This window comes from Paenibacillus sp. J22P165, from assembly GCF_059692015.1.
Map to the genome: position 1 here is coordinate 505,104 of NZ_JCAUAP010000005.1, position 25,069 is coordinate 530,172.

General features: G+C 45.2%; 14 protein-coding genes and 2 riboswitches. Of the genes, 5 read left to right on the plus strand and 9 right to left on the minus strand.

All coding sequences use genetic code 11. The annotated features are described in order from the left end of the window. Nucleotides 1-41 precede the first annotated feature (41 nt). From AC58QM_RS14930 to AC58QM_RS14955, 6 genes are read right to left on the minus strand one after another with little or no spacing between them, the layout of a single operon-like run. Nucleotides 42-2,210, minus strand: coding sequence for a hypothetical protein (locus AC58QM_RS14930; RefSeq protein ID WP_497285209.1), 2,169 nt, complete (start codon nucleotides 2,208-2,210; stop codon nucleotides 42-44). 27 nt (nucleotides 2,211-2,237) lie between these two features. Next, entirely contained in the window at nucleotides 2,238-3,677 is a 1,440-nt protein-coding gene (locus tag AC58QM_RS14935; RefSeq protein ID WP_497285211.1) for an ABC transporter substrate-binding protein, read from the minus strand. Then, nucleotides 3,658-5,061 carry an ABC transporter permease gene (locus AC58QM_RS14940; RefSeq protein ID WP_497285213.1) on the minus strand — a complete coding sequence of 468 codons (1,404 nt, stop codon included), beginning with the start codon at nucleotides 5,059-5,061 and terminating at the stop codon, nucleotides 3,658-3,660. Before AC58QM_RS14940 ends, AC58QM_RS14935 begins: the two co-directional genes overlap by 20 nt. A gap of 18 nt (nucleotides 5,062-5,079) precedes the next feature. Continuing rightward, the gene (locus tag AC58QM_RS14945) at nucleotides 5,080-6,231 is read right to left on the minus strand and encodes an efflux RND transporter periplasmic adaptor subunit (RefSeq protein WP_497285215.1); all 1,152 of its coding nucleotides are present in this window, start codon (nucleotides 6,229-6,231) and stop codon (nucleotides 5,080-5,082) included. Nucleotides 6,232-6,259: 28 nt separating this feature from the next. Further along, nucleotides 6,260-7,153, minus strand: a complete 894-nt coding sequence (locus AC58QM_RS14950) for a carbohydrate ABC transporter permease (RefSeq protein ID WP_497285217.1) — start codon at nucleotides 7,151-7,153, stop codon at nucleotides 6,260-6,262. Nucleotides 7,154-7,184: 31 nt separating this feature from the next. Next, a complete protein-coding gene (locus AC58QM_RS14955; protein ID WP_497285219.1) occupies nucleotides 7,185-8,054 on the minus strand; it encodes a carbohydrate ABC transporter permease in 870 nt (289 codons plus the stop codon). Between the two features lie 416 nt (nucleotides 8,055-8,470). Between AC58QM_RS14955 and AC58QM_RS14960 the strand changes: the two genes are divergently transcribed. Continuing rightward, on the plus strand, nucleotides 8,471-9,370 hold the full coding sequence (locus AC58QM_RS14960) for an AraC family transcriptional regulator (protein ID WP_497285220.1): 900 nt from the start codon (nucleotides 8,471-8,473) through the stop codon (nucleotides 9,368-9,370). Here the strand turns inward: AC58QM_RS14960 and AC58QM_RS14965 are convergent. Together AC58QM_RS14965 and AC58QM_RS14970 are read right to left on the minus strand one after the other, a co-directional pair. Then, on the minus strand, nucleotides 9,354-10,436 hold the full coding sequence (locus AC58QM_RS14965) for a Gfo/Idh/MocA family protein (RefSeq protein ID WP_497285222.1): 1,083 nt from the start codon (nucleotides 10,434-10,436) through the stop codon (nucleotides 9,354-9,356). The two genes, AC58QM_RS14960 and AC58QM_RS14965, sit on opposite strands and share 17 nt — an antisense overlap. Nucleotides 10,437-10,466: 30 nt before the next feature. Then, nucleotides 10,467-11,621 carry a Gfo/Idh/MocA family protein gene (locus AC58QM_RS14970; RefSeq protein WP_497285224.1) on the minus strand — a complete coding sequence of 385 codons (1,155 nt, stop codon included), beginning with the start codon at nucleotides 11,619-11,621 and terminating at the stop codon, nucleotides 10,467-10,469. 236 nt (nucleotides 11,622-11,857) lie between these two features. Further along, a riboswitch (cobalamin riboswitch) is annotated at nucleotides 11,858-12,054 on the plus strand. Nucleotides 12,055-12,185: 131 nt separating this feature from the next. Here AC58QM_RS14970 and AC58QM_RS14975 point away from each other — a divergent pair. The 4 genes from AC58QM_RS14975 to AC58QM_RS14990 are packed head-to-tail and all read left to right on the plus strand — an operon-like array spanning nucleotide 12,186 to nucleotide 18,083. Then, a complete protein-coding gene (locus tag AC58QM_RS14975) occupies nucleotides 12,186-13,829 on the plus strand; it encodes an S-layer homology domain-containing protein (RefSeq protein WP_497285226.1) in 1,644 nt (547 codons plus the stop codon). Continuing rightward, nucleotides 13,829-14,743, plus strand: a complete 915-nt coding sequence (locus AC58QM_RS14980) for a DUF4430 domain-containing protein (RefSeq protein WP_497285228.1) — start codon at nucleotides 13,829-13,831, stop codon at nucleotides 14,741-14,743. Before AC58QM_RS14975 ends, AC58QM_RS14980 begins: the two co-directional genes overlap by 1 nt. Then, a complete protein-coding gene (locus AC58QM_RS14985; RefSeq protein ID WP_497285229.1) occupies nucleotides 14,740-15,630 on the plus strand; it encodes an energy-coupling factor transporter transmembrane component T in 891 nt (296 codons plus the stop codon). Before AC58QM_RS14980 ends, AC58QM_RS14985 begins: the two co-directional genes overlap by 4 nt. Then, entirely contained in the window at nucleotides 15,603-18,083 is a 2,481-nt protein-coding gene (locus AC58QM_RS14990; RefSeq protein WP_497285231.1) for an ATP-binding cassette domain-containing protein, read from the plus strand. Before AC58QM_RS14985 ends, AC58QM_RS14990 begins: the two co-directional genes overlap by 28 nt. A 57-nt stretch (nucleotides 18,084-18,140) precedes the next feature. Here AC58QM_RS14990 and AC58QM_RS14995 read toward each other — a convergent pair whose 3' ends face one another. Further along, nucleotides 18,141-24,686 carry a DUF4430 domain-containing protein gene (locus AC58QM_RS14995; RefSeq protein WP_497285233.1) on the minus strand — a complete coding sequence of 2,182 codons (6,546 nt, stop codon included), beginning with the start codon at nucleotides 24,684-24,686 and terminating at the stop codon, nucleotides 18,141-18,143. A gap of 162 nt (nucleotides 24,687-24,848) precedes the next feature. Then, nucleotides 24,849-25,051, minus strand: a riboswitch (cobalamin riboswitch). Between the last annotated feature and the right edge of the window lie 18 nt (nucleotides 25,052-25,069).

Genomic DNA, 25,069 nt, shown 5'->3' on the forward strand with positions numbered 1-25,069 from the left:
TAAAAGGATTAGATGAATGCTAGCTTAAAATTAGCTGAGTTTTAATCTGTATAAATGAACCAATCCAGTTCTTTGGTTGCGATTAATTTTTTATGTCCATTTTGAAACTGATGGTAGACATTGAATTGATACGTCTTCATATCACGAATTTTATAAATGATATCTTTGTTCGTGTACGTGATTGTGGCATCGTGGAAGCCCACTTCCAGAGATTTGACCGGATCCATCCCATCCAGCTCGTACGTTTGGCTAACGATAATTTCCTTCCCACTCTCACTCAATTCATCTCTCAGCTCAACAATCAAAGCATGATCCTTCATGCTCGTTTCCACTAAAGTGTCTCTTTTCAGATCATAATCGAAATCGAGCATAACCGTTCCTTTTGTAAAATCGATCTGGGTCCCGATATGACTTAAGGTAATCGTATACGGGTAAACGTCTAGTTCGGAGAAACTACCTAGCGGCTCTTCCATCTCATCAGGCAACTCAAAAACGGCAGCGTTGACGTAGCCTTCCTCTGACGTGCCCCCTTCTTTATCCGAAGATACGCCTGAGAAGGTTACCGCATCCCCAAGAATTAGCTGTAAATCTGCCTTCTTATACCCTTTGGGCAGGGTTGCGTACACATAAATAAGAGCCTTGCCACCCGGAATCACTTTATTATTGACCACTGTCATATGAGCAGGGAACACCGTGCCGTCTTCTGCCTTAAATTGGGCAACCTGCTTCCGCAGGTCGGTGAACCGCTTTTCCAAATTTTCGACAAGCAACTGAACGGTAAATAAATCGGCGCCCTCCCCTTGGAACGTTTGCGTGGAGCGCAAGGAATAAGCAGCGCTTTGCCCAATGTTCGTCAGCGTTCTCGTCCCATTAGCCGGAATTACCACCATGCCTAACAGCTCTTTATTATGATGAAAAGTTAGCAAATCACTTACTTTATTGTCCGCAGCCTTCTCTTGCAAAATAAGATTCAATTCCTTGAAATCACTCGTATACGGGATTTTCCCCGCTAATTGTAGATTGATCTCCTTGCCAGGCTGAAGGCTGATCACACGGTCTGTCCGAATTAAACTTGCTTCAACATTGACCGCATCATCTAGTTCAAAATAACCCTTCAAATCGGGAATAGGCAGCGCCTGACTCCCTTTATTCGTAATCGTGATATTCGCCGCCAAAATGTCCTGATCTTCCCACGGCAATCGCTGCAGGGATGTCAATCGTGCAGTATAGGTACCTGATTTATTGGAGAATTCGTAATCGTTACCTAGCGAAACCTCAACTTCCACAGCTTCCGGCACTTCGAAAAAAGCGATTGGCAGCTTCAAGCTGCTCTTGCCGTCACTTCCAGTCGTCGTTTCCGTGATGACAAGCTGCCACCCCTCCGCTCCCGCTTCCCTAGGAATAGATCCGCTGAGAAGTCCTTCTTTTTCAGCCAGAGGTTGCAGTTCGGTCCCTTTCCCCAGAGTTGCAGCTTGCAGCGGATACATATGCCCCTGGGCAGTTCGAATGAAATAGCTCAGATCCGGCAGCTTCATGCTGCCTGTCCCTTTATTCTCCATTTGAAAATAAATGGACGGTAAATAGAAATCGTCATTTCTACTAATGGACGTACGATTAATGTTCAGATGGAATGGCGTACCGTCGATCTCAACCGAACGCCTCGCTCCCGCTGGCGTCACCACGGTGTAGTCCGCTGATGGAGACATTTGACCCACCACACGCTCATAGCCAGCAACTGAGAAATCTAGCTGAACCAGCTTCATGACGAGATCTTGAAGTTCGGTTGTCGCGTTCACTTTTGCATAGAAGCTATACGATTCACTAGTACCAGGTGCGATCCGATTCGTATCGCCGCTTTGTGCTAACGGGTTGACCGTAAACGTACTGCCAGCCTTGGACTGCAGACGTACCCAATAATTTTTAAAAGAAAGCTCGCTCACACCGCCGTTATGGACATTGACCTTAAAGGTGACCATCCCGTCCTGATCGCCAGGCAATAGCATGACATCTTGAACTTCGATGTAACTGTCCTCGCCGATGGAAACCTTTCCTAACGTGGTAGAGCCAACGACCTGCTCCTTCTCGAGCTCACCAGATGTAGACGAAGCAACCCCAGCTCCGGCCGAAGCCGAAACGGGGGAAGCAGCACTGATGACGAGGAGGAGGAGGAACACTAGCAAATGAATTATTTTACGGTGACGAATTACCATGATGCATACATCCTCCTTGACGGGCGGCTACTCCTGCAAATACGTGTTAACCTTGTTCTGAATGACCTTCGCAACTTCTTCAGCGGACTTTTGTCCTTGGAAGAAAGGTGCCGTTTCTTCCGCAACGATATTCGTGATTTTCAGATCGCTTTCTGCATATACGCTAACATTGTTCAAGATCTTCTCCATGGCCGTTACATCCTGCTCCGTGGCAGGTTGAACCGTCGCTGCTTTGCCATTAATCATAAGCTTCATGCTTTTGCCGCCGCCTTCGCCGCCTGTTCCGAGCGTTTTCAAGAAATCGATTTGCGCTTTAGCTCCAGTCTTGTTCACTGCAATCCCCGTCAACTCTCGTGCCGATTGCATGTCATCGGACAACAAGTACTTCACAAATTCCCAAGCTTCCTTCTTGTTAGCTGATTTGCTGTTAATCGCAAGTGGTAATGAGGAAGTAAACTGAGTTCCTTTGGTCTCGCTCTCCGAAGGCAGATTGTAGTACCCGCCTTTGCCATCCCAATTCATTTTCGGCATCGTATACATATCTGTGTACATCAGGACGTTCCCTTTTGGTTGGAAAATAACATTGTTCGGGTCCGAATTATCCGCAAGAATGACCTTATCGTCATACATGGATTTCGCAAGCTTAAGCATGTTAATAAAATCAGGTGAATCGAACTTGGCTTTCTTCGCGCCGATATCAGCGAATTTCGAGAAGCTGCTATTGAGCATCGATGTGATGAGCTCAGCAGGCTCTATTTTGCCCATGGGATACGTGTCTGGCTTACCGTCATTGTTTTTATCCGCGACCATGCTACTAGCCTTTTTCTTGAAATCCGCCCAAGTCCACTTGCTATCATCGATCTGTTGGCTACTTAATACAGCTTGATTGCCGAGCCACATATTCAAACCCACTTTAATTGGGACCGCATATAAGGAACCTTTATATTTCATAGCATCGAAAATACCTGCGTAATAGTTATCCTTTTTGAACGAAGCATCTTTACTCATCAGGTCGCTGATATTTTCCAGAAGCTTCTTGTCCGCATATTTCTGATACGGAAGTCCACTCGTCACGATGATATCCGAGGCTTTACCGCTCATGAGCTCAGCTCCTACTGAACTGGCGTATTTCTCCGTGTTTTTCGGATCTGGCTTTTGCATAATCATCATTTGCTGCTGCCCTTGACCTTGTGCTTGGCCTTGTGGCGCCGTTTGAGGTGCTGCTGCATACTCTTTAATGTTAATTTTGGTGTCTGGATGCAGAGCCTCATATTTCTGTTTGGCTAGCTCGAGAAAACGATCGGATGTCATCACAGATAGTGTGACTGTTTTGTTCCCCGCAGCTGGCGAGGATGTACTTCCTGTATCCCCCGTAGTTGTCGTCGTATTGGACGAACAAGCCGTAAGAGATAACATGGAAACGAGCGAGCAAGCGATGACCGATTGTTTAACTGACATTTTGCGCATAAGAAAATTTCACTCCTTTAGATGGGTTCCAATAAATAATAGCCACGGTGCATAGCGCACCTAGTACTGCATAGTCCAGCAGCTCGATCTGGTAAGACAATCCTGCCCACTGGGCCATGGCAAAAATGAAGACAGCTGCAACGGGCACATACATGAATATGTGTTGCAATTGGGTATACACGGGTACTTGTTCCAGTACCCATAACCGGATGCCAAGTAGGAGCAGCGGTAAGCCGAACAGCATGCCCCCTACGAACAACCGGCCTGTTAGCCGATTAGCGGCATCGATCAACAACTCCTGTGGCGATGGGACATAGCCCATCTGGGCTGCTTCCTGCTGCCATAAGCTGCGCAGCTTTTCCATATAAAACGACAGATCAATGATCTGCTCCGGCACCCATTCCAGCGGAATGTAGAGGTGAAACCGAATACCCTTCCAGAGGGCCATGATGCAGGCGGTCATACCGAGTACAGCGAGTGTGCCGATTAGCAGTGCTGATCGTTCGTGAACCACCGCATCGATCCAGTTATCTCTGGCCAATCTGCTTCGTAAAACATCTTGGATGATTGTTAATTGTCGAACAATTAACCGTACGAACATGTAGATCGCAACCATGCCGCATACAAACAATAGAATGAATCTCCACTGCAACAATCGTGTATAGGTCAGCTCATGGTTGAGCATGTGGAATTGCGAAGGCATGGAACCAATCGAATTAAGCGCTTCGTTCACTTGGCTTTCCCCGCCCGCGACTGCGCTAGGCTTACCAGCCAATTGCACGGTTTCAATGCTCGTATCGGGCTGGATATCGAATAGCGTCGTGATGGGAATCAGCACATTCGGACTGCCGTCATCGGACATGTGCCGAAGCAAAGAGTTCTCCTCCTCGCGAACGCCAATCACTGTAAAAGCAACGCCAAACAGCTCAATCGTTTTCCCTACGACCTGATTGGCATGGAAGAGCTGCTGCGCAACAGCTTCGCTCACAATAGCGACCCTGCTGTGTTCCTCCACCGAGTTTCGCCCGAAGGAAGCACCTGCCTTCAGCTTCATCTCGTTAAAATCCGTGTAGGCGCTATTGACGCCGAACACATCGGCATTCAGCCGGGCAGCGCCATATGCGGCGCGTGTTTGCTCCCTCGCTTCATAAGCGATGGGCAGCGGTGCCCACTTTTTCGCCAAGAGCTCCGCATCCTTTACCTTCAAGCCCGCCGGGCTTGCTCGTGCAGCCGATGGATCCGCGTTCAGCGTGATCTGCTGCACCCCGTGGGCTCCGTTTGTCTGCTCCCAGTCGCTTACGACGGAAGCGATTAATCCGCTGCTCGTCAGCAGCAACAGCACGCCAGCAAATACCATCCATGCGGCCAATCGGGAACGCTGCATCTCCTCTGCTCCTTTCTTTTATTGATCTGCGCGGACACGGTCACCTTCCGCAATCGACTTAGAGCTCGACACGATCACTTTATCCAGCGGCGTAATCCCATTCTCGATGGATGTTTTCGTATCATCCGCATCCCCAATCTGTACATTCGCCCGTTGCGCGACGTATTCTGTACCAAGCGGACCCTTCTTCTCTTTTAGGAGCAGAACGTAAGTACCTTGATCATCTTCCCGTACAGCATCATTAGGGAGGAGTGAGCGGAAAGAGGCGGTCTTTTTTGCAATATCGAATTCGCCGGTTTCGCCGCCTTTCAATCGATCATCCTTCAGTGTGAAGGTGATTTCCTTCCCCTTCGGAGTGGACGGATTGGCTTGGTTGGACTGAGCCGTGCCGGAAGAGCTTACTGCATCCCGAATATCGGTGATTTGCGCGGAAATTCTGGCGTTATTTAACGTGGGAAAAATGAGCTCCGTTTTATCTCCCACGGCGACATAAGGCGCCTTAGCATCGTCAATAGTAGCCTTCATCTGCTGGCCTTTGGACAAATCGGCGATGCTCACAGCGGCTTTGCCACTCGCTACGGGAGCACCTTTCATGGCATTCACTGCCGTTACAATCCCGCTGACTGGTGCCACAATCCGCGAAAACTCCTTGAGCTGACGCTGTTGATTCGCCATCTGCCGCTCCAAGATTTGCATATCCAGCTGCGTACTATCGATATCGCGTGCTATGCTGCGCATTTGCTTTTCATCATTGCTGCGGAAGGTGTCCTGATAGTTTTCTTGGAGCTTCTCCAAGCTCAACTGCTTCTGGGCATATCTCGCCTGATTATCTTTCAGCGAATCTTCTGTCTCTCTTGTTTTAAAAACCACCAGCTCTTGGCCAGCCTTCACCTTATCCCCGACCTTTACTTCGACCTCGCTTGCGACCCAATTGGTCTCCACGTAGACATCTGCAGTCTCTGCGGATTCCACGGTTCCCGAACCTGTGACCTCGTGTGACAATGTGCCTGCGAGCGCCTTCTCCGTGGTCACTTCAGCCAGTGAGATACCCAGCAGGGTATTGGAGAAAAACGTCAAAGTGACCATGGCCATGACGAAGGTAATAATGGCCTTTCGAATTCCTTTTTTCTTGGCGCGTTCGCCATCGGCGGCGGCCATTAATGCATCCATACAACGTTCCTCCTATATGTAATCCGTCTCACCCTTTTATGCCAGACAACTGGATGCCTTCAACCAAATACTTCTCTGCATACAGAGCCACTAGAAGCGGAGGTAGCATATATACCACAGAAGCGGCAAAGGCGATGCCTCGCTCCTCGTCACCAATAACGGCTAAGTACACAGATAACGGCTGTTTAATCGCATCATTCAGAAAGATCAGCGGCTGCTCCACCATATTCCAGTTATCGATGAAAACAAGGATCGACAGTGCCGCTACTCCTGTGCCGCACATCGGCAGAACAATCCGTGTCCATATGTAAAAGTGACTCGCGCCATCCACACGTGCCGCTTCGATATAACTCGCAGGCACGACCATCATGAACTGCCGCAGCAAGAACACGCCAAAGGCACTGAAGATACCCGGGTAAATAATCGCCCCATACGAACCAAGCAGCCCTAGCTTTTCCGCGACAATAAAGTTGGGCACAAGGGTCACCTGGAAGGGCATCAGCATCGTGACAATGTACAGGAAGAAGAGCGGTTCACGAAAACGAAAACGTAAATGGGCAAACGCATACGCAGCGAGCGAAGCGACAACCAATTGACCCGCGATGATCGGCACTGTCATTTTCACCGAGTTCCAGAACATGAATAGGAACTGCGGTCTCCCAACCAATACAGCGTAAAATTGCGACAAGGTTACGCGCTCTGGTATCCATTTCATCGTGATGAACTGGCCATCATCTGTATCGCCCGAAAGCGCAGCGTAATTGCTCGTAATTTCCGTTTCCGCCATGAACGAGTTCGCAATGGTCAGCGCCATGGGGAACAGAAATCCCGCCATAAGCACAATGAGCACAGTGATTAGCACGAATCGCGATGCTTTGTGTCCCATGCGGACCGTTAGCGGCTTCATACGGGCTGCTTGCATTTAAACACTCCTTTCCAATGTGAATTCTCCTCTATCCAATTGCTTTACTGATGCGCCTCTCCACCACGAATAGTGTCAAGACGAGGAGTACAATCACCACAGCCATTAGAAATGCAGCAGAAGTGAGCTTCTGATAATCTAGTGACTTGAACATATTGTTCATGTAATGCTGCAACATATAAATGTTTTCATCCGGGTAATTTCCGGCAATTAAGTACGTCTCTCGAAACATTTTGAATGAGTTAATAATCGACATGATGAAAACGAAGAAAGCGGTTGGCGTCAAATAGACTAAGGTAATGGATCGCCACTGCCGAAATTTGCCCGCTCCATCCATCGAGGCTGCCTCGTAATAATCGCCCGGAATGTTTTGAAGTCCTGCTAGGAAGAGAATCATATTGTAGCCGATGTTTTTCCACAGGTAGACAATAATCAGCACATACAAGGAAGCCTCGCTTTCCATCCAGTCATGCGGACGTATTCCCCAGCCTGCTAGCCATGCATTGATCGTCCCATGAAGGTCGAACAGCGCATTCCACACGAGCACCACCGAAGCCACGGGTACGACAAGTGGACTCAAGAACGAGATTCGGAACGTTTGGCGCATCGGCAGCTTACGATTGAGCATCAAAGCTAGTCCTAGTGCAATCAACATGTTAAGCGGTACACAGACTGCCATAAACAAACTTGTATTCACGGCTGCTCGCCGAAAAATGGGATTACCCAGCAGCTCGCGATAATTCGCTATCCCCACGAAGGAGCCATCTATTGGGCTGTCCATGAGCGAATAATAAAACCCCATCCCAAAGGGTATCAAGAAAAACACCGCAAATCCGGCCAGACTTGGCCATAGAAATAGAAGTGCTGTAAGACCCTCGTTGCCTCGTAACCATCTCAGCACAAATGCGTTCCTCCTTCCTACAGATCACATTCTCTCATGTGAAAATTAGAAATGGATTAGAAAGGGGAATGCAGATCGCGTTCAAGGGTTCAAGCACGACACCCACAGCACTCATCACACCCACGACAAAATAAGCCCATGACGGATGTCATAGACTTATTCCTCAATATCTATTACTCAAATCCCCTCAGCCCTAGTACGAATGGGAACGTCAGTGCACTATCCAAAATCGCGAAATAGTGTATCCTCGTTCCTCTTTGCACATTGTGTACATAAAAAAACTCCCAAACCCAGCTAAACGCATGGATTTGAAAGCTTTCTACTACTTGTTTGCCTTGCCGTTTCAATCTGCATTCCTGTATACTTTGGCTGTATAGAGCGCCTGCTAACACCCTGTTGGAGAGGATGTGACCCTGATGTCCTATGTTCAAAACAACGGTTTGAACATTATCCCTATTTATTTTACCTATCAGCGCAAAACAATCGGAACCGAACAGTATCAGGGGACGTTCCACGCCCATCAAGGCATTGAAATCTTGATTGTTCATCAAGGACATGGCACACTCATTATTGATCAAAAAAGCTATGAAGTGACTTCGGGTATGATATGTGTCTTTCAGCCCTACCAGCTGCACCACATTCAGATGGACCCCGATACGCCATTCGTACGATCTATCGTTCATTTTGAACCCGCGCTATATGAAGCCTACTTCGAGCCTTGGCCGCGATTGTTGGCTTTTTTCAAGCAAATGCTTACTACCAAGTTGCAGCCACCTTGCCTTTACGAGTTAAGTGAGGCAGAGCAGTTTCATCCGCTTTTTCAAAGTCTGGCGAGAAGACTACCTATCAAAAGCATGCAAGATGAGCTAGAAGAGTACTCCCTCTTTCTAGTTGCTTTCTTCCGCAGCTTCATGCCGCTGTGGGAGCAGCGCGAAGGCCAGATTCGCTCAGGTCCTACACGCAAATCCCATCAGGCCGAGCGTATTCTCAGTTGGCTGGAAGAGCATTACACCGAACCGCTGCGGTTGGAGATGATGTCAGCTGATCTGCACTTATCCCCGTATCACTTATCTCATTTGTTCACGGAGTGCACCGGTACAAGCCTTTCGGACTATGTAACAGCTAGAAGGTTACAGCAAGCCGTGAAGCTGCTAACTTCGACGGATCAACCCGTTGCTCGCATTGGCGAAGCCATTGGTGTGACGAACTGCTCCTACTTTTGCAAAATGTTCAAAAGCCAAATCGGCGTGACGCCTTATCAATATCGCAAGCAATGGCAGAAACATCATTCAGCAGCTGTTACTCGGCAACCGTGATCTTCATTGCGTCGCGCTGTGCGATAAGGCACAGCTCCGCTGCTTTGAAAGTATGCTCCTGTGTCATCGCCACTTCCGTACGGTTTAAGCAATCTAAGATTAGCTGACCAAAGTAAGGATAACCAACTTGGCCGCTGACAGCAAAATGCTGCTCCCCATCCTTGTTAACCAGATACACATGATTACTCGTCTGTTCTCTGGCAATATCCACATATTTACGAAGCTCTATGTAGCCATCGCTCCCAAGAATCGTCATGCGGCCGTCGCCCCATGTACTTAAACCATCCGGCGTCATCCAATCCACGCGGAAATAGCCTGTAGCGCCATTGTCTCCGACCAACGTAGCATCTCCGAAATCCTCAAAGTTCGGGTACTGCGGGTAATTATAGTTTGCTACTTTACTGTGTACAACCTTCGCATCTTTGGCCCCCGTAAAATACAGGAACTGCTCGATCTGATGACTGCCAATGTCACATAGAATGCCGCCGAATTTCTCCTTCTCAAAAAACCAATCTGGTCTGCTCGACAAACCAATTCGATGCGGCCCCAAACCAATGACTTGATGCACGCGACCGATCGCGCCTTGTTCAATTAATTGTCCCGCATAAACGGCACTTTCCACATGCAGACGCTCACTGTAATAAACCGCATATTTTTGTCCTGTTTCTGCTACTTTCGCACGTGCTGCTTCCAATTGTTCCAGCGTTGTGAACGGAGCTTTATCCGTGAAATAATCCTTGCCGCTGTCCATCACGCGAAGTCCTAGTGGGCCACGATCACTCGGAATCGCCGCTGCCGCTACAAGCTTCACTTCTGCGTCTTGAAGGATTTCGTCTAGCGATGCTGCTGCTTGAACACCAGGATATTGGCTAAGGAATTTATCCACCTTGGCTGGGTCCGGATCATATACCCATTTCAACTCTCCGCCCGCTTCACGAAGTCCATTACACATCCCATATATATGACCATGATCCAGAGCTGCCGCTGCAAAAATAAACTCACCTGGCTCACAAACCCTTTTGAAGTTCCCTTGTGGAGCGTAATTCATTCCATCACTTTTTTGCATAATCATCAATCTCCTGTCTGTTCGTTGAGGTTATTTAAACGTGCTGCCTGTCGTAATCGTCTGTGGCGCAAAATTTTCAATGGAAGTGTTCTTCTCATAAAAATGGGTCGCATTCGCCTGCACACCGCTTCTTGTGTAGAACGCATCATTCACGTCTAGGGGAAATTTCACCAGCTCGCCTGTGCTCGCTGATTTGTAAATTCCCGTAATGAGCTCCAACGTTTGACGACCACTGATCCCATCGATAAGCACAGGAGTGCCGCTTTCAATCGCGGTCAACACATTGTCGATTTGACCAGCGTGTCCTACGTACTTCACTTCTGGCAAGTTTTCGTAGAATGATTGCAGCTCTTCTTCTAGCTCCGTGTTCGGTTCTGGGAAACCGTTCGACGTCGAGTTCGACGCCTTTACCTTCCATGGCGCAGATACACGTGCCTTCGAGCCTTGGAAAATCAACTGCTGCTCCTCACCGTGGTGAACGACTGAGCTCGTAATTTGACCTAAGGACCCATTTGCGAAGCGCAGCATTCCGATGGACAAGTCCTCGACCTCGGCATTGTCATGCGACACATTGCTCATGAAGGCTTGGACCTCCGTCGGGCTGCCCATCATCCAGAGCAGGGCATCGATATGATGTACCGCATGGTTCAGTGTCGGACCTCCGCCTTCCTTCTCCCACGTACCTCTCCACCAAAGATCATAGTAGCAATGACCGCGCCACCAGAAGGAATCGACTTGGGTGTGGACGATGTTGCCCATGAGGCCGCTTTCCAGCACGGACTTCATTTTCATCATTGGCGTCTTGAAACGGTTCTGCGCTACAACGGATAAAATCTTTCCTGTTCGCTGCGCAGCTGCATTCATCAAGTCGCATTCCTCAAGTGAGGAAGCCATCGGCTTTTCCACCATGACATGTGCGCCGGCCTCCAGAAACTCAACCGTAAGCGAAGCATGCGTATACGGTGGCGTACAGATGGACACAAGATCGATATCCGCTTCTAGCAACTCTTTATAATCCTTCACAGCCTTCGCATCTTTCAGCTCAAACTGATCAATGCGTTCCTGCGCTTTATCCGCATAAATATCACTAATCGCGACTATCGTACAGCGCTCTGGAAATTGCAAATACGCTTCAATATGCGCCCTTGAGATCGCACCCGCACCAATAATTGCTACCTTTAGCATGTAGTTCAGCCTCCTGCTATTTGTTACTCAAAGCATAGCAAGAATGCGGTTACAAATGTGACGCTATCTTGTGCAAAAATGACGTTACTTTGCGGTATCACTACTTCCTATCCTCGCCCTTCTATCCAACAATTTCAGACAGACCACTCTCATTTAAATAATCCATAAGCCTACATTGCCTTCCGGAGTAAACTTCCATAGACAAACAATTGAACTGAATATATGATTAGACTAATCGAATAAGTAATAGTTAAGGTGCATGCTTATTAGTAATAAGTAATGCTTAATTGGGAAGTCTGGTGAAATTCCAGCACGGTCCCGCCACTGTAAATGAAGAGCGACTCTATGAATTGCCACTGGTATTCCTATACCGGGAAGGTTAGAGAAGCGTTGACGCATGAGTCAGGAGACCAGCCTTAATGTGTATTCACAAACTCTACGGACGATGGAGGGGGTGCTTTTTTTGTTGTCTACGACCAATACTGACATCACAGCCCTTGATTTTTCAATTCAAGGGCTTTTTTGTATGCTCACCATCTCTATCATTTTATTAGGAGGATAATAATGAAACTAAATTATAGGATTTTCACCCTATTCATGGCTCTATTCCTATTTGTAAGCAGTCTAAGCATCGTTCCTGTATCGGCTACCTCGACTATCGCAGTGGATGATGCTGTAAACGCTACAGCTGAGTATTTACTTAAAACTGTCAAGAAGCCACAGGTAGGCTCTGTAGGCGGTGAATGGGCCATTATCGGGCTTGCCCGCTCCAACTATAACGTACCTCAAAGCTATTACGACGATTATTATAAAGGCGTTGAAACCTATGTCAAAGATGTACAAGGCAACCTTCATGATCAAAAATACACGGAATACTCCCGCTTGATTATGGCATTAACCGCCATCGGCGCAGATCCGTCAAATGTTGCTGGATATAATTTATTAACGCCACTCGGTGACTTCGATAAAACCATTTGGCAAGGCATTAACGGTCCCATTTTCGCATTAATATCCCTAGATAGCGGTAATTACAATATACCTGTAAATTCCAAAGCAAAAACGCAGGCTACTCGAGACATGTATATCGATGAGATATTATCGCATCAATTACAAGATGGAGGCTTTGCACTTTCTGGAAAGACTGCCGATCCGGATATTACTGGCATGGCTCTGCAAGCTCTGGCTAAATATCAGCATTACAAAAAAGTAAAACTAGCTACAGAGAAGGCCATTGACCGCCTTTCCAAATTACAGGACACCGATGGCGGCTATGCAAGCTGGGGTGAGAAAACTTCAGAGAGTACCGTACAAGTACTGATGGCACTATGCGAACTTGGCATTGACCTACACGACAGTCGTTTTGTAAAGAGTGGCAAAACCATTGTTGATGATTTACTATCCTTTTATTCAAAAGATCAGGGATTCCAGCATACTTTTGACGGCAGCGGAGTAACGGGCATGTCGACAGAACAGGCATTTTACGGACTTGTGAATGTCCAAAGAATCAGTGTTAGTAAGAGCAGCCTCTACAGAATGAACGATGTAAAGCTTGCTACCACCATTACGCCTGATAGCACTAACGGCTTACCGAACAAGCACAAAGATATAAAAGTTATGCCAGTAATCGAAGCGAATAAGACGTTCTCGGACATTTCCCATCATGAAAGCAAAACAGCCATTGAATCGCTTGCCTCCAGAGGAATGATTAACGGTATGACTGACACAACGTTTGCACCAAATCAAACAATGACTCGTGCCGAATTTGCGACCATTGTAACCAAAAGTCTCGGCCTTCCTATGCAAAAATCAACAATATTCCAAGATGTCGTCTCGACAGCCTGGTATGCGGACTATGTGGGCACAGCTTATTCTTATAGCATTGTAAGTGGAACGTCTGAGACCACTTTTACACCGAATAATACCATTACAAGACAGGAAGCAGCCGTTATGATCGCCAATGCGGCTAAGCTTTCTGGCATGGATACAGCATTAAGCGCAGCTGAAACGAGAGATATGTTGGCTCAATTCGGGGATTACACACAGACTGCCGAGTGGTCGAGGAATGCGCTAGCCTTTAGCTATCAAGAACATATTTTATCCCAGGATATGCTAAATATTGAGCCTTCTACAGCTGTCACTCGTGCTGAAATAGCAGAGATGCTTTACCGTTTACTCACTGCAGCGAAACTTATTAAAGAGGCGAACTAATGCGATTAACCAAAAATAAAATCATTGCTGCGGCGATCATTATGACTGTTTTGGTCATCGCTTTCTTCAGTAGCGGCATGCCGCGGCAGCAAACAACAACGACGACATCTGCATTATCTACGGAGCTAACGGCATCTCCTTTAGAGCCGAAGGATACGAAATCATCTGATGCAGCCGTAATGACGTCAAGCACTCCCATAGTTGCTCAACCGTCTTCAACTCCAGCAGTGGAAGATCGAAAGACGGAAACAGACCAGAAATCCGAGCCAGTAGCAACGGAAAAAACCGTTCCTGTTGCGACTCCAGATGCTGCATCGTTGAACAAGGGAACGCCAAAGACAGATAAGTCTGAGGAAGCGAAACCTACTCCAACCAAAACCATGGAGATTGACCCAACAACGGGTAAGGACCCCTACCTGACTGAGCCTGTGCCGGAGGGAAAGCCACTTCCCATTGAGCCGCAGAATACGAAAATTTCCGACAAGCAAATGACAGTCACGCTTTCCGTAAGCTGTCTAACAATTCTGCGCAACATGAAATTACTAGATCCTGAAAAGATTGATCTTGTACCGAAAGACGGCATTATTTACAAAGCCCAACAAGTTACATTTTATGAGGGTGAATCGGTATTTAATGTGCTCCAAAGAGAGATGAAGAAAAACAAAATTCATATGGAATTTGTGAATACACCGATGTACAATTCCGCTTACATTGAAGGCATTCATAATCTGTACGAATTCGATTGTGGAGAGCTTTCTGGTTGGATGTACAAGGTAAATGGTTGGTTCCCTAATTATGGCGCAAGTCGTTATCAACTTAAACAAGGTGACGTCATTGAATGGGTATATACCTGTGATTTGGGACGTGACGTCGGGGACACCTATAATTCAGCAGGCGGTGGTAAGAAGCAATGAAAGATTCTTTTTCCAGCTTCCACCCGATCGTTAATTTTCTGTATTTTACATTGGTTATCTTGTTCTCCATGGTTTTTATGCATCCGATATGTCTAGCAATTTCCATTACCTTTGCTTTCTCATATTCCATCTATCTTAACGGGAGAAAAGCATTAAAATTTAATTTTCTGTACATGCTTCCTTTGCTTGTCATGACAGCATTAATCAACCCTGCCTTTAATCATGAAGGGGTTACCATTTTAACCTATTTACATAATGGCAATCCCCTGACACTGGAATCCATTACATATGGTATAGCAGCAGCAACCATGTTCGTAACGGTCATTTGTTGGTTCTCCTGCTATAACGCCATTATGACTTCGGATAAATTCATTTATTTGTTTGGTCGAATCATTCCTGCCATGTCACTTATTTTTTCCATGGTGCTGCGATTTGTACCCAAATTCAAGGCGCAGCTTACTATCGTTTCCCATGCACAACGATGTATCGGAAGAGACATATCCAACGGCAGTGTGATCCGTAGAATCATGCATGGGATACGAATATTGTCTATCATGGTGACCTGGATGCTTGAGAATGCCATCGAAACGGCTGATTCCATGAAAAGCAGAGGCTACGGGTTGCAAGGAAGAACCGCGTTTTCAATATTTAAATTCGATAGCCGCGATAAAGCAGCACTTATAGCCATTGTATTAACTGGGGGTTATCTCATCATTGGCGCATGTACAAAGGCACTATATTTCCGATATTTCCCATCCATGCGGAGTGTAGAGCTCTCCGTGTTCAGTATAAGTGTTTTTGTTTCTTATGCCGTTCTTTGTGCAATACCGCTATCCATCAACGTTTGGGAGGACTACAAGTGGAAATCTTTACAATCCAATATTTGACGTTCTCCTATCCTAATTCTTTAGAGAACGCGTTAACTAATGTATCGTTAAGCATAAATCAAGGCGAGTTTATAACCATCTGTGGAAAGTCAGGATGCGGTAAATCAACCCTTTTGCGACATATGAAAACAGATCTTACACCTCATGGATCACGGAGCGGTGAGATTTCATTTGATGGGATGCCTCTAGAAGAGCTAGAAAGACGTATACAAGTCGCTCAAATAGGCTATGTCCTGCAATCTCCTGACAATCAAATTGTGACAGACAAGGTCTGGCATGAGCTTGCCTTTGGACTTGAAAGTCTTGGTTACAGTACGCTAGAAATTCGTCGACGTGTTGCTGAAATGGCAAGCTTTTTCGGAATACAAGAATGGTTTCATAAACAAGTGAGTGAATTGTCCGGCGGCCAGAAGCAGCTTCTGAACCTTGCTTCAATTATGGTCATGCAACCCAAGGTATTAATTCTGGATGAACCCACAAGCCAGCTTGATCCTATCGCTGCATCTGAATTTCTAGCTGCTATTGGTAAAATTAATCGAGAACTTGGTGTCACTATTCTTATTTCTGAGCATCGGCTCGAGGAAGTTATGCCACTATCTGATCGCGTTATCGTGATGGATCGAGGGGAAATCCTCTATTCAGGCACACCAAAGAAGGTCGGTGAACAACTTCGGGATATACAGCACGACATGTTTTATGCGATGCCAGCACCTATACGTGTTTATGCGGGAATTGAAAACCAGCTTTCTTGCCCCCTTACGGTTCGTGAGGGAAGAGAATTCTTACATATACTTGCACAGCAGCAAGCATACACGAAAGACATTCAAGCTCAGGATAATCCAAAGCGAACAAATGAACCAACACTTGAGTTAAACGAAGTATGGTTTAAATATGAAAAGAATTCCGCTGATGTTGTGAAAGGGCTTAGCCTTCGTGCCTATCCAGGTGAACTCTATACGATTGTAGGTGGGAATGGAACAGGCAAAACAACCACCCTCTCCCTTATATCTGGACTTCGCAAACACTACCGTGGAACTGTTCATATGAACGGAAAACCCATTGACAAGTATTCAGACAGTGAGAAGTTCAATGGACTCCTTGGCGTTCTCCCTCAGAATCCACAAGCGCTTTTTGTACACAAAACAGTGAGGGCTGATCTCCTTGAGATGCTGTCTGACAGCAAGTTGGGCAAGGATGCTGTGCAACAATCCATTCATGAGGTTGCGGAGTTGTGTATGTTACAGGACCTTCTCGATCGTCACCCTTATGATCTGTCTGGAGGCGAGCAACAACGAGCGGCTCTAGCTAAGATATTACTTCTACAGCCTTCTATTCTTCTGCTGGACGAGCCGACCAAAGGGTTAGATGCACATTACAAATTGATGTTTGCCGAGATTCTGAACAATTTAAAGCTACAAGGTACAACCATTGTTATGGTCAGTCATGATATCGAGTTTTGCGCTAGCTTTGCCGACAGATGTGCTTTGTTCTTTGATGGGGCGATCGTATCGGAGGGCAAGCCTCGGGAATTCTTTGCTGGGAATAGCTTTTATACGACGTCTGCAAGCCGAATGGCCAGAGATTTGATTCCAAAGGCCATTACGACCAATGACATCATAAAGGCCTTTAATGGCAGGGAAGAATCTATTCATTTTGAACCAAAACCACTATTAAAATTACCGCTTTCCATGGATAAACAGATTGCTCATACAAGCCTAGCAGACCCTAAAGAGCAAACACCTGTGGAACAAAGAAGTCTTTCCAAACGTACATGGACTGCCATGCTGATGATCATTTTATTAATCCCGTTAACCATTTGGTTCGGCATTTATTATCTTGACGATAGAAAATATTACTTTATTAGCATGCTAGTCATAGTCGAAACCATGCTTCCGTTTACATTGATTTTTGAAGGACGAAAGCCGCAGGCAAGAGAGCTTGTGGTCATAGCGGTCCTATGTGCAATAGGAGTCTTTGGCAGGATGGCCTTTTTCATGGTTCCGCAATTTAAACCCGTCGTTGCCATTGTTATTATTTCTGGTATCGCCTTTGGAGCTGAAACCGGCTTTCTAGTTGGTGCAGTCACAGGATTTGTATCAAATTACTTTTTTGGACAAGGACCTTGGACACCATGGCAAATGTTCGCTTTCGGGATCATTGGTTTTCTTGCTGGAGCACTTTTTAAAAAGGGAATTTTACGAAGAAATAGAATGGCTCTCTGTATGTTTGGTGGTATAGCTACATTTATCATTTATGGTATCATCATGAACTTTTCCTCAGTCGTGATGACACAGACTCAACCTACAATTAGCGTGCTGCTGCTTGCATGCATCCGAGGTGTACCCTTTGATTTGATTCATGCAGCTGCAACGGTGATATTCTTGTCTGTCCTTGCAAAACCTATGCTTACTAAATTAGATAGGATTAAGGAGAAGTATGGGTTAGTTTCATAAATAAAAACAGCACCTCATGGGTTAGTAGCTAACCATTGGGGTGCTGTTTTTTACTTCCTACTTCGGATTATTTATTGAATGATAAGCTCTCATCGCAACAACTATTGCCATCTCACGGGTTACTTCATCGCTCGGGTGGAATTGGTTATCCCATCCTGAGATTAGCCCCTGCGCAATTACACTCTGCACACTCGCTTTAGCCCAAACGGATACTTGTTCCAAATCGTCAATCGCTATCGCTTGTTCCACTTTTGAAAGCTTAAGCGCATTAACCATAATGACCGCCATTTGCTCACGCGTCAGCTTTTCATTTGGACTAAACTGGTCTGCGCTCGTTCCTGTAATAAATCCAGCTTGATACGCAGCGTTCACGAAAGGATAGAACCAATCGCCTTGTGTAACGTCGTTAAAGTTAATGGCCTTAGTGATTTTCACATCCAGCCCCAGAACGCCTACTAACATTTTCGTAAACTCAGCTCGTGTAACCGTCGTTTGCGGACTAAATTTACCATCGCTGCCTTCGACAAGAGCTTTCTCTGTCGCTTCGCTGATCGCTTCAAGAGCCCAAGGGGAGATCGTGTTCACGTCCGAGTACACCTTATATAAATCGAATGCCTCAGGCGCTTTTTCGGTACTCGTATACGAAACAAAGCTCGTGAAATGATTCGTTTTTATGATCAAATCATTGTCTTTTACAAACGCGTAAGTGATTCTCTCCTTACCTTTTGTAGCCTCAATTCCTTCGGCTTCTGTTGAATAAACTTCGATTGGCGTAAACGTGTCGCCTTCGATAAATCCGACTTGCTGCCCTTTCGCACCTTTCAGAACAAGGGTTACTGGTCTATCGAAAAGTACGGATTCCTTCGCGTTCCCCATTGCAAAAGCTTGACCAAGCTTGAGCTGTTTCGCAATCTCTTCGCTTAGACCCTTCTTCACCAAATCTTGAAGTGTTGTATCGTTTGTATTCAAGGAAGTGAGTAACTCGATATTTGCATTCCCCGATTTTAGAATGGTTCCCTTATCGATGGCAAATGAAATGTCGCCTTTCACAGCGGAAATCATAGGAATGCTACCTTTCACTTCTTCTAGGTTAAGGATCACTTTAGACGTGACATTAGGAATATTGATGGTGATTAATTCTTTGTCTTTCATGTCTGTCGTGATGTTTACTGGATAATCTGCTTTGATATCAGATGGAACATCAATGATTGGTTTTTTATCGTTTGGATTGTTGATTGGCAGTGCTCCTGTTGGTATCTTTTGCCCAAGATCTTCCCCGAGATTTGTCGTATACCGCCATTCAATAGAATCTTCGTTGTTAGGGAATATTTTGCTTGCTCCAACTTTAGGATAGTTCCCATTGACATTGTACATCCAGCCGCTACCTGGTCCATGATTAAATTCACCATCACCATCAATTGATGCTACATAAACACTATCATATTTCTCTGGCCCCAATACGTAGGTTATTCCAAGCTTATCAAGTTCTCTCTTCAGAATACTCCATACAGAATCCCCGCTTTGCAACTCAACACTTAATTTGGGTACAACATAACCTTTATCAATTGTCAGCTTATCTACGGATAGTGTTACACGTTTGGAAGTTGGAGGGATTCCACCACCAGGGGTTTGGACCACACTAGACGTGTAAGCTAGAAAGTCAGTAAAATGCTTCGTTTTAACAATAAGATCATTACCGTTATCGTAGGCATATTCAAGTTTTCCGCCAGCTAAGCCTTCAGCATCGCTAGCATAACTTTGAATAACGTGAATGGAGCCATTCTGGATATAGGCAGCTTGCTTCCCTTTCATACCCGTAAATGTTAGCGTGATGAATTGATCAAACTCGATCCCATTGTTACCGCCAAGTGTGATCGCTTGGTTAACCGAATCCAATTTCTTTCCATTGGCAATAATCGTGTTAACTTTATTAATCAACGAGGATGTCGTCGTATCTATAGAAGTTATTAACTCGATCGCTGATGAGTCACCATTGGTAATCCGCGCGCCCTTTGGAATAGCCAATGACACATCGCCTTTTACAGCCTTTATTTGCGGCAAACTGCTGTTAAATGGCAATTTAACTTGAATTTTCGCATTGTTATCCTTAAGAATTTCAATTGTAATTTCTTTATTTGTATCGGCAGTCGTTACAGTAACCGTGTAATCCTTATTATCGGAAGGAATCACTATTTCCGGTTTATCCCCGTCCGGTAAAAGGATCTCATTCCCCCCTGGAAGCGGTATCTCTAACGTTACATCCGTCATGTCGTACAGCGATTTATTTTTATTTACAAATCTGTCATAGGCTACAAGCGCATAAGTTCCTTGATCCGTAGCCATTGAATCGACACCAGATCCTGGCCCTGACTTCACATGCTGAAATCCTCCATCCGCTATAGCGAAGGAAAGTAAAGCATTAAGTGCCGACTTGCCATTCTTAATAAATCTTTCATCCGTATTCGGGTTAATTCCTAATATCGATAGGGCAGTAACGACCTGTGCAATGCTTTCACTGCTTGTACCAAAACCGCCATATTCATCTTGTGTCTTCGCCAACCAAGCAACTGCTCGGTCTCCAGCGCTTTTTACATCAGGGTAAGTTTGATAATAAGGAGCAAGAGCTTGGAGCGCCATCGCAGTCAAATCGACATCGGCATTCAGTGTTCCGAGGCCCCAACCACCAGCATCAATCGTTCCTTTTTTAATTTCTTTCCCTATAATGTATTCGATTAAATTGTCTCTCGCTGCTTGCTTCTTCTCCGCCTGTACGGTAGGGATAGCATAGTTGTGACTATCAAATGCTAGCAAAGCATAAATAGGACCATTAATTCCTTGTCTATTCACATAATCATAGTTCGCGAGAGCTGAAGTAAGGTCGTATCCTCCCACGTTCCTTGGGTCTTTACCAATAGACGTAAGTCCAAGAATGGCTCTTGAATGCTCAGTTCCTTTGTTTGTATCAAGAACACCTTGATTCTTATCCATGAATTCTTTTACTTTTTTTACTACATTGTTGTAATACCCTTGATAATAGCCTTCTGGCACATCATATTTAGCCCTTGCCAGTGAAAGCACTGACCATTCGCCATCACTTGTTCCGAATGTGGGATTAGTGACAGTTTTTAAAATATAAGCTAAATTTTTATCCAATTGTTCTTTTGGAGAGTTTGACTTCAGATCTTCTCCTAAATTTAAAGTATATCGCCATGAAATTTTGTCGCTATTATGAAGCACATAACTTCCTGGATCTACACTAGGAAAGATATCGTTGACAGCGTACATCCATGCACTTTGTGGACCTCGATCAAATTCGGAAAGTCCATCAATTCCTATTACATGAATTCTCGACCCTGTAGTAGTACCAAAACTTACCTTGTCTCCTAGCTCTCTATGCAAAACTGAAAAGACGGTATCTTCTGCTTTAAGTTTTACAGTTTTCCCGGAAATAATGGTGCCCTTCACCGCATCTCCGATAACAGAAATTGTTACCTCACCGAGATCTGGCTCACTATAGATAACAGTTATGGCACGTTCAGCTATATTGCCTGATTCGTCAGTTGCAGTTACGTTAATCGTATTTGTTCCTTCAAGAAGGACAAGATGATAGCTCCCATTCTCCTCGGAAATGATCGTTCCATTCAACTTTACGACCTTAGTTATGCTTGAAGAGGAATTGTCAGTTACCTCAACGCCCACAATTAACTCAGGCTGCGTTACTTCCTGATTATCTGAAGCCCCGGTTACTGTTATTACAGGCTTCTCAGTGTCGGGTACTTTATAGGTAATCGTAAAAGCTTGTTCTGTCGTATTACCTGTTAAATCCTTTGCAGTTACAGTAACCGTGTTTTCTCCAGCGTTTAGAACAATCGTGTATTGTCCATTCACTTGGGTAATCGCGGTACCGTTCAGCTTCACTTCCGGGATTATTCCTGCTGGTAAATTATCTGTCACCACAACACTAAAGCTTAATTGAGGCTGAGATACTTCCCCATTATTTATTAACCCGGTTACTGTCATAATAGGTTTCTCGGTATCTTCAACCGTTACATCCGTCATATCATAAAGTCGTTTGCTACCATTTACGAACCTGTCATAAGCAACAAGTGCATAGGCACCTTGATCGGTAGCGAGACCATCAATACGTCCTGTTCTAAGATGTTTGAAACCACCATCAGCTTCAGCAAATGTGAGTATAGCATCCATTGCAGACTTACCATTCTTGATAAATCTTGCATCTGTACTTGGATCAATTCCTAACGCTGTTAATGCAGTAATAACCTGCGCAATGCTTTCGCTACTCGATCCAAATCCACCCTCGCTATCTTGTGTTTTTGACAACCACGCAATGGCACGGTCTCCAGCACTTTTCACGTCTGGTTGAGACTGATAGTAGGGAGCGAGAGCCTGCAAGGCCATCGCAGTATAGTCGACATACGCGCTCGATGTAGAGAAACCCCAACCGCCTGCGTCTGTCGTACCTTTTTTCACTTCTTTGCCTAAAATATAGGAAATCAAATTCTCTCTCGTTGTTTGTGTTTTACCTGCTCCTACTTTGGCAATAACATAGTTCCGACTATCAAATGCAAGTAGAGCGAAGACCGGTCCATTAAATCCTTGTTTAATGACATAATCGTAATCAGCAAGCGCTGATCTCAGATCATAGTTCCCTACTTTGGATATATCTTTTCCAATTGAACTAAGTCCAAGAATTACTCTTGAGTTCTCTGTACCATAATTTGTATCCAATAAACCATTATTCAAAGTCATTCGGCGATCAACTTCGGTAACTACTTTCGTGTAATACGATTGATAGTACCCTTCTGGTACTGTGTAGTTAGCTCTTGCCAAAGAAAGAATCGACCATTCACCATTACCTGTTCCATACCCCGGACTAGTAATTGTTCTTAGCATATAAGCTAAAGTCTTATTCAAATGGTTTTTAGCAGTCGTAGCCATACTAGCTTTATATATAACTATATATGTTTGCTCGGCAGTATTTCCAGCTGCATCTGTAGCAGAAATGGCAATCGTATTCGTGCCAGGAACTAGAACAACTGAATAAGTTTCGTTTAGCTTCGTTATCACCGTTCCATTCAACTTAACAACGGATACAATAGCCTCAGGACGATTGTCCGTCACGACCACGCTGAAACTTAGGTTGGCCTGAGTTACTTCTTGGTTATTCGAAATACCCGTAACCGTAATGCTCGGCTTTTCCGTATCTTCAAATGACTTATTCAGATTAACTAGCGCACTATTTACACTTGCTTGCGTACTCTCCAAGTTTGTAAGCACAGTATACGCGTGCTCATATGCTAATCGAACAGCTGTATCCGCTAAAATAGTTGATTTATTCGGGTCGCTGTTAATTAAAGCTACTCTTGAAACTAACGCATCTTTGTTTGCTGGGTTTGGCAGATAACTCCACTCGTTAACTCCAAGATCAGCTCCCCATCCATACAGGGAAAATTGCGTGCGAATGACATCCCCATCATGGGGGATATACTCAGATAATCCTACATCTGGTAAAACATTATTAACAGCATACATCCATCCAGACATCGATGTATAATCAAATTCGCCCAGCCAATTGACATCGTTTTTTGTACCAATCTGATCTCCATTTAATGCAATTTGTTCCTGGATAAATGAAGGTACTTGTATAACCGTCGTATTATCCTTAACCTTTGATAAATAGAAAGAATTATTAATTTCTCCTGCATTTCGATAATTCCCCGCACCTAATTCACGTGCGATTAAGGAAGCACCACTATCTCCAGTATAAAAAGGTACGTTTACAGGTTCTTTATAATAACCCTGCCCTATCGTAAATTTCTCAACAGAGAGTGTTACATGGCCAATGGGGGTAGGCTCTTGCTTCGCTTCCACAATCAATGGTTGCGTACCTCTTACTACGCCAGGAGCTGCACCAGAACGATAATCGGTAGCTTCCACAGAATAATTCCCTGCGGCTACACCATGGTCAAATACAGCTACACCATTTGCATTCGTAATCGCATCAACTGCACCGACTTTTACCTTAATACCATTAGCTGGTGAATCTATAAACCCTGTGTTGTTTCCCCAGTCATAGGTTGATTTCGTAACAGTTACGGAAAAGGGGGTATCCGCACTAACAGGTGCAGTTGAAATGGAGATTGACTTCAACAGTTGCGTATTGAGGTCTCCATAATAAACCAGAACTTGATCATTACTTTCTAATGGATACTGATCTATCCCAACATCAGGAATGATCCACTGCCCTTGACGTTTAATGGCAAAATTCCAACCGCTATATTGTCCATATTGTCCCTCTTGTATCTCATTGATGCTAGAGACATAGCGACCATATTGCGAACTAGTGACAATTAAATTGGCTGGCAGGAATTTAGATTGCAATACTTCTAATGCAGTCGACCCTACACCGCTCTCCTCTTTGATGAGACCTTGCGGTCCTTCGACGCGAAGTGCGACGGAAACGGGATCCTGACTTGCAGCGAATGCATGATTCGTCGGCACTATCGTAGTCAATACCACAGAGAGTACCATAATCATAGCTAGGATTGACGACATCATTTTGCGTTGTAACTTCGTAAACATGTTTTCGATTTCTCTCCTTACATCGGTTAGATTAATCGCACGCCAAAACAAAAAAGACCATCCCTCAGGCGGGGTGGCCTTCTTAATTCATAAAAAAACAAACATACGTGCGCCATAATGGCTACAGAAACGCTAACTGAATTCCCACCCCCCGGAGAATCAGAGCAACAACGAAATAAGGCAGGTATCCTGGCTCATGCATCATCGTTAACTTTTCGCCTTCCCATCTCCCAAGGAGACAGTGGCCTGATAGAAAAGCAACTCCGCATTTACAGTGGCGGGACCGCGCAGGTTTTACACCTGACTTCCCTTTTAAGTACCTTCGACTGAAGCATCAAAAGTACACCTTACTCGCAATTTATGTAGTTATATGGCTTCATACT

What these genes read in the sequence shown, in the direction of transcription:
- AC58QM_RS14930 (WP_497285209.1), bottom strand. Translation starts at nt 2,210, where the DNA reads ATGGTAATTCGTCACCGTAAAATAATTCATTTGCTAGTGTTCCTCCTC.
- AC58QM_RS14935 (WP_497285211.1), bottom strand. Translation starts at nt 3,677, where the DNA reads ATGCGCAAAATGTCAGTTAAACAATCGGTCATCGCTTGCTCGCTCGTT.
- AC58QM_RS14940 (WP_497285213.1), bottom strand. Translation starts at nt 5,061, where the DNA reads ATGCAGCGTTCCCGATTGGCCGCATGGATGGTATTTGCTGGCGTGCTG.
- AC58QM_RS14945 (WP_497285215.1), bottom strand. Translation starts at nt 6,231, where the DNA reads ATGGATGCATTAATGGCCGCCGCCGATGGCGAACGCGCCAAGAAAAAA.
- AC58QM_RS14950 (WP_497285217.1), bottom strand. Translation starts at nt 7,153, where the DNA reads ATGCAAGCAGCCCGTATGAAGCCGCTAACGGTCCGCATGGGACACAAA.
- AC58QM_RS14960 (WP_497285220.1), top strand. Translation starts at nt 8,471, where the DNA reads ATGTCCTATGTTCAAAACAACGGTTTGAACATTATCCCTATTTATTTT.
- AC58QM_RS14965 (WP_497285222.1), bottom strand. Translation starts at nt 10,436, where the DNA reads ATGCAAAAAAGTGATGGAATGAATTACGCTCCACAAGGGAACTTCAAA.
- AC58QM_RS14970 (WP_497285224.1), bottom strand. Translation starts at nt 11,621, where the DNA reads ATGCTAAAGGTAGCAATTATTGGTGCGGGTGCGATCTCAAGGGCGCAT.
- AC58QM_RS14975 (WP_497285226.1), top strand. Translation starts at nt 12,186, where the DNA reads ATGAAACTAAATTATAGGATTTTCACCCTATTCATGGCTCTATTCCTA.
- AC58QM_RS14980 (WP_497285228.1), top strand. Translation starts at nt 13,829, where the DNA reads ATGCGATTAACCAAAAATAAAATCATTGCTGCGGCGATCATTATGACT.
- AC58QM_RS14985 (WP_497285229.1), top strand. Translation starts at nt 14,740, where the DNA reads ATGAAAGATTCTTTTTCCAGCTTCCACCCGATCGTTAATTTTCTGTAT.
- AC58QM_RS14995 (WP_497285233.1), bottom strand. Translation starts at nt 24,686, where the DNA reads ATGTTTACGAAGTTACAACGCAAAATGATGTCGTCAATCCTAGCTATG.